Annotated in this window: 12 protein-coding genes and 1 pseudogene; 6 read left to right on the top strand and 7 right to left on the bottom strand. The window is 41.3% G+C overall.

Features of this window, described 5'->3' with window-relative positions; genetic code table 11:
* Positions 1-106: 106 nt before the first annotated feature.
* From F607_RS0111060 to F607_RS0111070, 3 genes are all read left to right on the top strand, one after another.
* Complete coding sequence (locus F607_RS0111060) at positions 107-574, top strand: outer membrane lipoprotein (RefSeq protein ID WP_038291061.1); 468 nt, start codon at positions 107-109, stop codon at positions 572-574.
* A 65-nt stretch (positions 575-639) separates the two neighbouring features.
* Positions 640-1188 (top strand): sigma-70 family RNA polymerase sigma factor, encoded by a 549-nt coding sequence (locus F607_RS0111065; protein ID WP_027708136.1) that lies wholly within the window; start codon positions 640-642, stop codon positions 1186-1188.
* Positions 1185-1925, top strand: a complete 741-nt coding sequence (locus F607_RS0111070) for a DUF3379 family protein (RefSeq protein WP_027708137.1) — start codon at positions 1185-1187, stop codon at positions 1923-1925. Before F607_RS0111065 ends, F607_RS0111070 begins: the two co-directional genes overlap by 4 nt.
* A 154-nt stretch (positions 1926-2079) precedes the next feature.
* Here F607_RS0111070 and F607_RS0111075 read toward each other — a convergent pair whose 3' ends face one another.
* The 3 genes from F607_RS0111075 to F607_RS0111085 all read right to left on the bottom strand — a co-directional run bounded on the left by F607_RS0111075 (position 2080) and on the right by F607_RS0111085 (position 4063).
* The gene (locus tag F607_RS0111075; RefSeq protein ID WP_027708138.1) at positions 2080-2520 is read right to left on the bottom strand and encodes a DUF2489 domain-containing protein; all 441 of its coding nucleotides are present in this window, start codon (positions 2518-2520) and stop codon (positions 2080-2082) included.
* A 133-nt stretch (positions 2521-2653) separates the two neighbouring features.
* Positions 2654-3127, bottom strand: a complete 474-nt coding sequence (locus F607_RS0111080; protein WP_027708139.1) for a YiiD C-terminal domain-containing protein — start codon at positions 3125-3127, stop codon at positions 2654-2656.
* 135 nt (positions 3128-3262) lie between these two features.
* A complete protein-coding gene (locus F607_RS0111085; protein WP_027708140.1) occupies positions 3263-4063 on the bottom strand; it encodes an alpha/beta fold hydrolase in 801 nt (266 codons plus the stop codon).
* Positions 4064-4334: 271 nt separating this feature from the next.
* Here F607_RS0111085 and F607_RS0111090 point away from each other — a divergent pair, with 271 nt between their 5' ends.
* A complete protein-coding gene (locus tag F607_RS0111090; RefSeq protein ID WP_027708141.1) occupies positions 4335-5282 on the top strand; it encodes a helix-turn-helix domain-containing protein in 948 nt (315 codons plus the stop codon).
* Here the strand turns inward: F607_RS0111090 and F607_RS33500 are convergent.
* The gene (locus F607_RS33500; RefSeq protein WP_157365433.1) at positions 5206-5682 is read right to left on the bottom strand and encodes a GNAT family N-acetyltransferase; all 477 of its coding nucleotides are present in this window, start codon (positions 5680-5682) and stop codon (positions 5206-5208) included. The two genes, F607_RS0111090 and F607_RS33500, sit on opposite strands and share 77 nt — an antisense overlap.
* 232 nt (positions 5683-5914) lie before the next feature.
* On the opposite strand from F607_RS33500, the gene F607_RS0111095 reads away from it, so the two are divergent.
* Together F607_RS0111095 and F607_RS29270 are read left to right on the top strand one after the other, a co-directional pair.
* Positions 5915-6928, top strand: coding sequence for an efflux RND transporter periplasmic adaptor subunit (locus F607_RS0111095; RefSeq protein ID WP_027708142.1), 1014 nt, complete (start codon positions 5915-5917; stop codon positions 6926-6928).
* Positions 6929-6945: 17 nt separating this feature from the next.
* On the top strand, positions 6946-10113 hold the full coding sequence (locus F607_RS29270) for an efflux RND transporter permease subunit (protein WP_084611207.1): 3168 nt from the start codon (positions 6946-6948) through the stop codon (positions 10111-10113).
* A 79-nt stretch (positions 10114-10192) separates the two neighbouring features.
* On the opposite strand, the gene F607_RS0111105 is transcribed toward F607_RS29270, so the two are convergent.
* The 3 genes and pseudogenes from F607_RS0111105 to F607_RS35115 form a co-directional block, all read right to left on the bottom strand.
* Positions 10193-10468 carry a hypothetical protein gene (locus F607_RS0111105; protein WP_133296128.1) on the bottom strand — a complete coding sequence of 92 codons (276 nt, stop codon included), beginning with the start codon at positions 10466-10468 and terminating at the stop codon, positions 10193-10195.
* 214 nt (positions 10469-10682) lie between these two features.
* Complete coding sequence (locus F607_RS0111110; RefSeq protein WP_027708144.1) at positions 10683-11699, bottom strand: chymotrypsin family serine protease; 1017 nt, start codon at positions 11697-11699, stop codon at positions 10683-10685.
* Between the two features lie 88 nt (positions 11700-11787).
* Positions 11788-12034 (bottom strand): annotated as a pseudogene (locus F607_RS35115) (IS4 family transposase); the annotation flags it as partial.

Genomic DNA, 12034 nt, shown 5'->3' on the forward strand with positions numbered 1-12034 from the left:
TGATGGTAAAGAGTGATTTTACCTCCTGCAATTAATGAGAAAGGTGCGATAATCAATAGTAGCAAAGTAATGATTAAGTGTGTCAAACACTGTTAGGTATGGAATCATGATAAAGCTAAAGAATGTGGCAATTACAGCCTTAGCGGCTTTTTCCGTAGGCCTTACTGGCTGCATGTCAAACCTGACTGGCAATAGCTATTCTCGTGATGAGGCTAGACAGGTACAAACAGTTCAGTTCGGTACGGTTGTGGGTGTTGAAGCCGTTGCCATTGAAGGCACCAAAAGTGGCGTAGGTACGATTGCTGGTGCAGCTGCTGGTGGTATTGCTGGATCTACCATTGGTGGTGGCCGTGGTAGCGATATTGCTGCTGTCGCAGGTGCTGTGGCTGGAGGCTTACTCGGAGGTAAGGCGGAAGAAGCTTACACTCGAAGTCATGGAGTACGGCTGACCATTCAGATGGATAACGGAGCCTACATCTCTGTTGTTCAGGAAGTTGATCCTGCTGTGCGCTTCTATCGCGGTGATCGAGTGAGAGTGTTGACCGCCAATGGTGTTTCTCGCGTTGTTCGTTAAAGCCTCTACTCGTCTAGATAATATTAACCCTTTGAAAACATGCCTGACTTCGTGGGTTGTGAAATATTTTCACAGCTCGCAGGGTCTCTATTGGCATGAGCAAAAAAGATATGCAATTTAAAGCGTTAGTCGATGCTTATTACAAATCGCTGTATCGCTATGCGTTTTGGCTAACATCAGATGAAGGTATCGCTGAAGATTTAGTGCAGGAAACGTTTATGCGTGCCTGGCGGTCTTTAGATAGCTTGCAGAATGAGCAAGCAGCTAAATCTTGGTTGATAACGATTTTACGCCGAGAAAATGCACGACGTTTTCAGCGAAAGTCGTTAGAGTATGCTGATTTAAGTGTAGATGAGATTGAAGATCAAGCGCAGTCTTTTGATGTTTCCACTGATGTGGATGCGATCCGTCAGGCTTTGTATAAGCTATCTGAAAAGTATCGTGAGCCATTGGTTTTGCAAGTCGTTATGGGATTTAGTCAAGAAGAAATCGCCTCAGAAATGGGGTTACCAATTAATACAGTTGCTACTCGACTACGCCGTGCTCGTTTACAGCTTAAAGAGTTGTTGGGGGATGATCATATTAAACAAGGGGTTAATCGGAGGGGCTTATGAAATGCCTGGAATTTCGTCGCTTAGCTTTGGAACAACCTGCGGCAATTCCTGCGGAGGCCCAAGCGCATATTCGACAATGTGCCAGCTGTAAGCAGTTTTATCAAAAGCTGAATACGCAAGAAGCTGCTTTAGCTCAAGCGTTAGCCGTTGATGTCCCTGAAGATTTAGTTGCAAAAATTATGTTACGACAGAGTTTTGCACCTGAAGAGCCTGGCGCATCAACCGGTAAGCGGGAAAGGCAAGGTGTCAAAAGAGGCATTATTAGCTTTGCCCTTGCGGCATCAATTGGTGTTCTTGCTGTTATGCTTAACTGGATACCATTGACGAATACTCCCGTTGTTGAAGAGCATGGTGCGACTGCTGAGCTAATGATTCGTCATGTGGAAGATGAGGCAGGAACATTAGCTAAAACTGAATTGGTATCTATGGATACGTTTCGTGAGACCTTACAAAAGGTCAATCTGCAAGCGAGTGCAGATTATTCAGGAATTACATTCGCGGGAAATTGTATTGTTGATGGTATTTTGGCGGCACATTTTGTTGTGCAAACGCCGGAAGGTCCTGTAACGGTCTTATTGATGCCAAATCATCCGTTCAAAGAACCTGTAGACTATAGTAATAAACGCTGGCATGTAGCAATGGTACCTATGGAAAAAGGCTCAGCTGCTTTTATTTCAGAACCTGGATTAAACTGGCAGGCCGTTAAAGAACAGATGATGGCTATTGTTAAGGTATAATTGGCAACGCCTAGTGTATATTCTTTGCAGAACAGAGGATATAAACGGGGACACAGAGAGCTATCACACCCAATAAGTCCTAGCTGTGGAAATAAAGAAAAGGGCCTGTAAAAACAGGCCCTTTTGTATTTGAGCGGCTAATAATGTAAGTTGTTTAAAAACTATAGACTAATAGTTTTTTCGCTGCCTGAATTATTTCTTGTCGATATTGTGTTTCTAACTCGACACGTTCTTTATCGAGTGCATTGAGTTTATTGGGACGTAAACTATGGCGTTCATCATGAGTTGGCATATCTTTTGTGGCGAGATACATTGTGTCAATAACCGAAAAATCTGCATGCTTAAGGATATTTTCATCAATATTTTCTAGTAAGAATCGCAGTCGTATACAGGCTTCAGACAAATTAACCTGTTCGTTCACAACGGCTGCAGATATAAGTCGTATACTGGAGATCAAAAAGTCACGATGTTGTTTTTTATATTCACGAATTTTAGCTTGGTTCTGAAAAACTTCGCGCCATAGCTTAATAGCCCAAATAGCAAGCGCAAGTGTAATTACGGCGGCAGCAATTAGTAACAACGTATATAACGTCATAGGACTCTCATTTCTACTTTTTTAACAGCTTGGTCATTGGGAAACTTTGTAGTTTAGTGCAAGACTAAGCGTGGTATTGACTGGCTTAGTATCAGCATAGAGCGGGTTGCTTTTAGTCATTAAGAATCATAGATCAAGCGCCATTAGCAGGTGGGGTCTTAACTGAGGCGACATAGGTGCCGGTAAATTCAGCAGTAAGTTTATTATCTTGCTTCACTTGAACAGGTAAGATGAGCTTAGCTGTGCTTTTTACATTTAAGTCATGACAGAATTCATCAAGATCACTATCTTCCGGGCGAAGACATTCTGCGAAAAAATCATCGGTAATTGGTTTCAAGTAACGTAACTTACTCTCGGCTATAACGACTTGGTTTGGGCCAGATGCTTGTTTAGCTAAAAGTGTTGCCATTGCCCAGCCAGTTATGGTTGCTAGTGTAGCAATACTGCCACCAAAAGCAGTGTGTTTGTCATTTACATTAACGGCTAGCGGAGCGCTAAGACGTAAGCACTTGCCATCAAAATAGCAAACTTCAATCTGCATAGCGGCTATTAGGGGAATATTAGAGTGTAAGTAGGCATCAAGTTCTTGTGCTATTGCTAATTTCATTATCTCACTACAAACGCTTGAATTTTAATGAGTTCGGCTGTACGTGAAGTATTATGGATATAAAAAAGTGTAGAATCATTCTAAACGCTGCTTGCTGGGATTGCTACCACTGCCTTGTAACAAGCACCTGTAAAACTACCCTGTCAAAGCGATTTGTTGTTGTGACAAAAAGTGTAGCAGGTGTTGATTGACTTGTTCTGGCTGGTCCAAAGGTGAAGCATGTCTGGAGTTAGTAATAATTACCAGAGATCCACACTTAAAGTGCCTTATATAACTTTGTTTGTAGGCTATTGGGGTATAGTCATGTTCTGCCGCAAGTACTAATACTGGACAGTGAATACGTGCTAATTGATGCTCAACACTCCAATGCACAAGTGCCTGAAATGCCGCTAAGTAAGCTTCTTTATTATTTTGCTGCCAGCGTTTTATACCGCTTGCTCGCAATTTGCTTTGTGAAGGGAGGGGGAATAGCTTCTTCATCAAAAGACGGCTATGTAAGTGCATTCCAAACAACTTAATAATGGCTATCCGCTGCCAGATCAGTAGCTTGGTTGACCAGTTGAGAGCATTAATTCCTGGGCCACTGTTGATAAGGGTAATAGAGTAAAACAACTTTGGATGATCAACGGCCAGCTGCAAGGCAATCATGCCTCCCATAGATAAACCGATAACATGACAGTGCTGTAAATTGAGTTGCCTAAGTAATTGTCGAATATCCTCAGCCATGCCTCTTATAGAGTAAGGGCCAGATGGCTTGTCGGAGTCACCATGACCACGAAGGTCTGGGACAATGACGAAGTAATAAGGGGCAAGTGCCTCAATTTGTGCTTGCCAGTCTTTACCACAAGACCCTAAGCCATGTAATAGTAGGACTGGTGTGCCTTGTCCGTAGCAGTTGTAAGCAATTTTATGTGTGTTGACCATGGTCAATGGCATGGTGTTGGCCTTCCCTAGCACGTATAAATACCGATTGTCTGTCACTAGTGGGCAGGTTTAATAGAGGCGCCTCAGTGTAACCGGTTATTGAGATGACAAATGGTCTGGCTAAATAATTTACAAAAAAAGCATAGCGTGACTAGCAGATTTGTCCATTAAATGGTGTTACTGGATGACCTGATGGCATTAAACCCGCAGTAAGCTTAAGTGTAAGCACTTAAGATGAAGTTTGTGGGCGTAATATTTGATAAATAGAGAAGTGGCAGTAGTTATGTTGGAACGGTTTGGTGATTACCTTAAGCGTAAGCGTAAAGCGCAAGGTTATACACAAGAAATGATAGCAACAGCGTTTTCTCGCTTCTCGCCAATACTGACAGGTATTGATGCTGTAACGATCAGTCGTTGGGAGCGCTTCACAACAGAGCCACCTGTCAATAGACAGAAAGAAATCATTGGCTTTTTTAAAGATGAGCTGAGTGAAGTGTTTCCTTTTATGCCAGCGAAAACTGCATTGCAGTCGACAGAGCAATCAGTAGAGTATTTACTAAAACATTACCTCAACTCAACAAAGCTACAGTCAAAGATTGGTACTTATCCGGAACAGTGTATTAATAATTATGAGCTTAAGTCGTTACTATCGCTAACAACCGATGAGCATCTATTACGCTTGATTTTGGATTATGATCACTCCATTTATCAGTCTGAAAATAACGTAACATTAGCAACCATACAGCAGTGGTTGCTAACAGGATGTTCTCCGTTAATGTTGGCATGTACTAAGTTGGGGCATTACTTTGGGCATTTGATTGCCCTGCCTGTGACGTTAGAGGCTTTTCAACAGTTAATTAATAATGAGCTGGCAGAAGCAGATATTTGTGCTTCGCACTTAGCCGTAGTCAATGAACCACACTGCTTATATATTGTTTCACTCTATGGTGGTAGCCGTCTGGCAGCATCACTGCTTATCTTACAGATTATGTCGTATGTGAGTCAGTACCGGGATAATGTCCAAAAAATCGGTGGATTATGTGCGACAAGTGATGGTGTTCGCCTGGCAAAGGCATTTCATTTACAGCCAAAATTTGTGGGACCCACTGTCGCCAATGGTTCTGTTAGGTTTCAGGGGCGCGAGGTTCAATTTGTCACGTTTGCAGCGAATGTGACTGACATTCTGGCTGATCGAGGTGTTCGTCAGGTGATGACGGCCTTTGCCACATAAGGGGGCGTAGTTGTGCATTACGCTGCTGATAGGTTTTAAAACGCTGGAGTATGGGCACAGGGAGTGTGTGACTATCCAGCATGATAAATCCTACTTTTAAGTAAAATGGTACTACGTTCCGTTCTGCAAAACAGTAATACTCACTCATCGTTAATAACGGGGTAATACCTTCCAGTAACGCTTGCCCTAGTCCTTGTCTACGCATTTTACTGTTTACCCATACACCTCTTAATAACCACTGTTCCGCTAACGGTACAATACGCAGTGCCGCGACAATTTGTCGTTGCTGTAATGTAAATACAATTTCATTTCCTCGTGCTTTGCCTTTATACCCCTGGGCTTTATAAAAACGATTGACAAGGGGATACTCAGCAGGCATTAGTTGTTTTACGTTAAACAAGATGCTGGTCTCAGTATAAAAATAGTGACAAATTGATTACGCAGCAAGTCAGTGATAACCTCGTAACGTGTACAGTGTATCTTATTAATAAATGATAAATTAGACGCTATGGATAGCGTGTATCAGCCTAAATGGTTATAGAACGATTTGGTGCTTTTTCATAGTGTGACATGTTTTTAATTGCTTTTAATGTGTAATTTCCCACTGATTAGCCGCAGGGATGAAACAGTTAATGAATCGCGTATTGCCGTATATTGCAGTTTTATGGTTGTCATTGTTATCCAGTAGCGTAACGAGTGAAACTCGAGTTAGTGCAGAGCCTGCAAGTGAACTTCTGTTTTATCCAACGCGCAGTGCTCCTGCCCAAGTGATTGCTTTGAATAAAAGTCAAATTCCTGCAGAAATTTCCGCGCGTTTAGTTGCGATGCCAATTAATGTCGGAGACAAAATAGCTAAAGGTGATATATTAGCAAACCTTGATTGCCGGCAAACAATATTAACAAAACAGCTACAACAAGCTAAATTAGCTGAACTTAATAATCAATTGGCATTTAATAAGCGTGAGCTACAGAGAAATATAAAACTTGCGCGTAAGCAAACGATTGGTGAGGCTGAGCTGGACCGGTATAAAACCAGTGTAGTGAGCACTGAAGCCCAATTAGAAGCTCAACGTGCAGCACTGGAAATTGCCGAGCTCAATGTAGAATATTGTGAAATAAAAGCTCCTTACAGTGGTGTAATTACGAAAAAAATAGCTAATGTGGGTGAGTTACTTGCTATTGGTACACCTGTAGTTGAATTACTGCAGACAGGCCATTTGGAAGTATCTGCAAAAATTGCGCGCTCTGATGAGCAATCATTTATGCAAGCACGCCGTTATGTGTTTTCGAGTGATGATAAAACATACCCTCTTAACAAACGCACGTTATTGCCGTTTATTGAAAATAATACCCGAAGCCGTGAAGCACGTTTTTTATTTACAGAAGATGCTTCTATTATTGGTAGCATTGGGCGTTTAGTCTGGGAAAATCCTACTCCTCATTTACCTGCTTACCTCTTACAAAGGCGAGATAAACAATACGGAATTTTTATAGCAGATAGTAACGTTGCAAAATTTATTCAAATTGAGGGCGCACAAGAGGGGAGACCTGTTCCTGTGAGTCTTGCATCAGCATCTTTGGTGATTATTGATGGGCGTCATGGCCTGGTTGATGGAGAGCAGCTCCATATTGTCAAAAAGCAATAAAATAAGGAAAGTAGACAATGTGGTTACGTAGCTTAATCGAAAATCATAAACTCACTAATTTGCTTTTTATATTAGTTTTATTGATGGGATACTTGGTTTATTTGCAGCTACCTAGAGAGCAAGATCCTAGTATTAATTTTAATTGGGTGCAAATAACGACTTTGTTACCAGGAGCCTCAGCGCAAGATATAGAAAAAAAAATTACGGATGTATTAGAAGAAGAACTGGAAAAAATACAAAGTATTAAGTTTGTTTCCAGCACCAGCCGTGAAGGTGTATCCAGTATCTTAGTCCGTTTTCAGGATATCAGCTCGCGCTTGTTTGATAAGCGTATGGTTGATTTACGACGTGAAATAAACAATGTTGAAGATGAGCTGCCTGAAGAAGCTGAAAGCCCCACTATCTATGAAATAACGACAGCAAATGCATTCCCTACGGCAACGGTAGTGATATCTGGTCCTGCTGATGATGAGAACATACGTCGGCAAGCTATTATTTTGGAAAATGAGTTAACGCGAACTAAAGGAGTAGACCGAGTACAGCTCACGGGTGAGCGAGATCCAGAAATACAAATTCGCTTTGATGTGGGGAAAATTCAGCTGCTTGGTATTTCGCCCACTGCTGTCGCTGATACGATTCGTACGTTTTATCGTGATATTTCAGCGGGTAGTGCTCGGGTTGGTGAAGATCAATGGTTAATTCGCATCGAAGGCACAACGACTGACCCTGATGAGTTAGCGCAGCTACCTGTATTAATCAATCAAGGTGCTCAAAGTGAAGTACGTTTAGGCGAGATCGCAGAAGTCGTTTGGGCTAGAGCGAAGGCTGACCGTTTAGTGCGTTTTCAAGGCCGGCCTGCTGTAATGTTTGCGGTCATGAAGCAAGAAAGCACAAACACCTTGGAGCTTGTGGAGCGAATTAATCATTTAATTGAAGAAAAAAAGAAGTTTTCAAAAGAGCTTGGGGTTAATTATACGCTGATTGACGATCAAACATTAATTACCCGTAATGCATTATCCATTATGGAAAACAATGCGTTAATTGGTTTGATTTTTGTGCTTTTTGTCACCTGGTTTTTTCTGGGTTCTCGGATTAGTTTACTGGTTACTATTGGTATTCCTTTCACCTTGGCCGGTACTTTTATCATGTTAAAAGTATTTGACCAAACCTTAAATACTTCAGTACTTCTAGCCATTGTCATTGCTCTAGGGATGCTGGTTGATGATGCTGTGGTAGTGGTTGAGTCAATTAATAATAAAATACGTTCGGGATTAAAAGGAATTCATGCTGCTTGGACGGGGCTGACTGAAGTAATAGGTCCGGTAACCGCTTCAGTATTGACTACCATGGCAGCATTTTTACCATTAATGTTGCTGCCAGGTATTTTAGGTAAGTTTATGATGGTTATTCCGTTAGTGGTTACAACAGCCCTTGCGGTCAGCCTCATAGAAGCCTATTGGATGTTGCCTGGGCATATTATTGCAGCCAAAGTATCGTTTGCTAGAGCTTCAGTGATTGATAATTTAAGGCAGCGTATTATTCATAAACTTAAAGTGTATTATGGCTACACATTAATAAAGATTATGCGTCATCCTAAAAAAACAATCTCTGCGCTTGTTTTGCTGTTTGCTGCAGCGCTTTCAGCCGTTGAAAGTGGTGTGATTCGAGTGGACTTCTTTGCTGCCGACACAATCCGGCTATTTTACGTTAATGTGGAAATGCCAACCAGCAGTTCTCTGGATGAAACCATGGAGAAAATGCTTGAGGTTGAAAAACATGTGGCCAGAAATCTTGAGGACTATGAAGTTCGCTCAGTTGTGAGTTATGCAGGACAAATGTTTACTGAAACTGCACCCATGTTTGGTGAGCATCTTGGGCAAATTATGGTGAGTTTGCAACCAAGAGAGGAAGGTTTTCGATCAGTAGAACAAATTATAGAAGATATGCGTAGGGACGTTTTACAGGTTATAGGGCCTACGAATACTTCCTTCTTAAAATTAGCGGGTGGTCCTCCTACGAGTAAACCCATAAGTGTAAAAGTGAGAGGGAAAGAATACAGAGAGTTACGGCAAGCAACGGATGCGTTAAAAACGTTTATAGCAACAGATGAAAGATTTCGGGATATATCAGACGATGATAGTAAAGGGCGCTACGGACTCACACTAAAACTCAATAATGATGCAATTAATCGTTTGGATATTGTGCCAAATGATGTTTACCGAACAATAAAAATGCTCGTTGATGGTGAAATAGTGAGTTATGTTCAACACGAAGGAGAACAAGTTGCTTTACGCATAAAATCTACATCAGCGGTCGAAAATAATTATCATGATATCAATGAGCTGTTGAGGTTGTCTGTTCCCACACGAAGTGGTGATAATGTGCCTTTAAAAGAGTTGGTTGTGGTTCAATCGGAGCAGGTGAAAGGTAATTTACGACATTATAATTTTTTAAGAACCATTACATTAGAATCTGACATTGATAAACAGAACATTGATACTGTTGCCGCCAATAATCTGATTAAAGATTACTGGGAAACCATTGCCAAAAATTATCCTAATGTATCATTGGACTTTTCTGGTGAATTAGATGATATACAAGAGAGTATCGATGCTATAGCCATGTTATTTATGTTAGGCATTGGTTTAATGTATTTAATTTTGAGCACCCAGTTTCAAAGTTATTTTCAACCCTTAATGGTATTGATTACAGTACCAATGGCATTTACGGGAGTTGTTCTTGGGTTATTTGTATCTGGCAACCCGCTTAGCTTATTTACTATGTATGGCATTGTTGCCCTTGCGGGTATTGCTGTTAACGCCGCAATTGTACTGATATCTACAGCAAATAAGAATCTGGCTAAAGGCATGAGCTTGATTCATGCGATATTTTATGCTTCAAGACGACGAATGTTGCCTATTTTAATTACGACCTTAACAACGATTGCAGGCTTATTTTCCCTGGCTGTTGGGCTAGGGGGGCATTCGCTCATTTGGTCCCCTGTCGCAACGGCTATTGTGTGGGGGCTATTTTTCTCAACATTCCTAACACTTTTTGTGGTTCCAGCTTTGTATCAAATGTCGATGTACCGAGTTGCTAATAAACGAAATATGAATCTGTTTGTTGCTCAAAAACAGGATTCACAGAAAAGCGAGATATACAACAATAATGAAATAAATAAGTAAGAATCTAAACTTGGGATTCATACCAGCTGATAGGCTACTATGACGTTAACTGCCGCGTTAACGCGGCAGTGAGGCTTTTTTAGCCATGTCCTCCACCTCCAATACCTGCCGAAGGAATACAGGTGTATCCTGGTTTTGGAGCTTCAGTAATTTTTCCCTTACTAAATAGAAATTGTTGCCGGTAACAAAAGTCGAGCTTTTTGCCAGTTTTTCGAACATACTCAAGCTGGGCTTGGCGCTGTTTTGCCCATTCATTAAGTTCATCACCTTCGTGTTGACCTGCTTGGGCTGCAAATGGGTTCAGTAATATTAGGATTGATAGGGCTAATGGTGTGAAGCGTATGAGTGACATCATCTTTCCCTCGGTTTGCGATATTAAGCTCTATGCTTAGTATAGGGTGACCATGTTACTTATAGCGTTTTCATTTTTGCGTAGAATGTTTCCAATCTTGCGAAAAATAGCTTATTAAACAGTAAGTTGTAAGCTCAGCCAAAATCAAGGATACTTGCACTCCGTTTAAGATCTATTGTGCAGTGGGGATTTTTGCTCTTTGCGAATACAAATGAAATTACTGAACACGGACAGTCACACCTAGCGCTTCATCAAAAAGATCGGCAACACTAAATACGTTGAGTCCACCACAATCACCGACATGAGAGCCATAAGCCTTATAATTAAATGACCATCCACCACCGCTATCACCACCGATAGTGACATCGCCGTCCATTCGGACAAGACGTTGCGTTGATATTCCGTTGAAAGTACAGCTAACAGATGTAGCACTTACGTCAAGGCTGCAATCCCTTTTGTTTGATGAGCGGCCAAACATACAAATTGACTCTCCGATACTAATATTGGCGCGCGCTTCAAGCGCAGTTACATTTCGAATATTGTTATTTTGATAGGCATAAAACTGAGCAGGTTCAGTATATGTGGATGTTTTCCACTCTATATCGCCCCACGCACCTCTATGCTGAGTGCGATGGACAAGTGGATGGTAAGCATACGGAGGGTGGTCTATTTGATTAATACCATCACAATGGCCTGCGGTAGTAACGCCAGTAAGACCACTACTGTTTTCCACGGACCAGCCAGATGTACACTCAAAGGTATTATCATCAAGGACTCGCATTCCGCCAAACGCTAGTTCACTGACACCAATAGGACCTTGACTAATCACCACATTGACACTATTTCGCAATGATTTAGGTAGAGCCGATACGACTTGTCTAGGGCTGCTTAGTTTCCCTGTGTCTTCAGCAATCAAAACATCAATTCTACCTGCGTTTCTAAAATCAAACGAAGTTGCAAAGTCCTGAAAGCCCAACTCCTTTAAATTACTTTGTACTTGATTGGCACGACTCTCTAGCTCTAAAAATGAAAAGGGTTGGTGTTGAACAATACTGATATTGATTTTCGACTCTGCTACCAGATTATAAACAGCACTTGTTGCCATTCCTTTTATATATAGAGAAGGTGTACCACCGGGTTGTTCTGATAACACTGATCCTACAAATAAATCTGGGTGGGACTTAGCTAATTGTTCTGCCGCAGCACCGACTGCCTCAGCTGTATTATAATCCATTCTTGCTTCTTCTAAACTCCACCCTTTTGCTATAGCCACTAACTTTAAGTCTGTAAGTAGAGCATCTTCTTCAGTTTGAATTTTAATGCTATGTACAGGACAAAACTTTCAGGGAGTGCCGAAATACTGCCAGGTTAACACTTCCTTCTACTAGTACCCTGTGTAAGTAATCAAGCCCTAGACGAAATAAACTTTTCGGTTTTCGGCCATGCTTTTTAAGCTTCAGTGGCTTAAGACTATTTTGCCATATACCCAATTTGAATGACCATGCTAATGCCAAAGCACAAACAAAAAATAGCTTTTCGAGACGATCTAGTTCCTGTAAATGCGTGCTT

Source organism: Zooshikella ganghwensis DSM 15267 (assembly GCF_000428585.1).
In the GTDB taxonomy this organism is placed as follows: Bacteria; Pseudomonadota; Gammaproteobacteria; order Pseudomonadales; family Zooshikellaceae; genus Zooshikella; species Zooshikella ganghwensis.

Bases quoted from the DNA above. Each gene is read 5' to 3' on its own strand.
- F607_RS0111090 (WP_027708141.1), top strand. From the start codon at position 4,335: ATGTTGGAACGGTTTGGTGATTACCTTAAGCGTAAGCGTAAAGCGCAA.
- F607_RS0111095 (WP_027708142.1), top strand. From the start codon at position 5,915: ATGAATCGCGTATTGCCGTATATTGCAGTTTTATGGTTGTCATTGTTA.
- F607_RS0111075 (WP_027708138.1), bottom strand. From the start codon at position 2,520: ATGACGTTATATACGTTGTTACTAATTGCTGCCGCCGTAATTACACTT.
- F607_RS0111110 (WP_027708144.1), bottom strand. From the start codon at position 11,699: ATGGATTATAATACAGCTGAGGCAGTCGGTGCTGCGGCAGAACAATTA.
- F607_RS0111085 (WP_027708140.1), bottom strand. From the start codon at position 4,063: ATGCCATTGACCATGGTCAACACACATAAAATTGCTTACAACTGCTAC.
- F607_RS0111070 (WP_027708137.1), top strand. From the start codon at position 1,185: ATGAAATGCCTGGAATTTCGTCGCTTAGCTTTGGAACAACCTGCGGCA.
- F607_RS0111080 (WP_027708139.1), bottom strand. From the start codon at position 3,127: ATGAAATTAGCAATAGCACAAGAACTTGATGCCTACTTACACTCTAAT.
- F607_RS29270 (WP_084611207.1), top strand. From the start codon at position 6,946: ATGTGGTTACGTAGCTTAATCGAAAATCATAAACTCACTAATTTGCTT.
- F607_RS0111105 (WP_133296128.1), bottom strand. From the start codon at position 10,468: ATGATGTCACTCATACGCTTCACACCATTAGCCCTATCAATCCTAATA.
- F607_RS0111060 (WP_038291061.1), top strand. From the start codon at position 107: ATGATAAAGCTAAAGAATGTGGCAATTACAGCCTTAGCGGCTTTTTCC.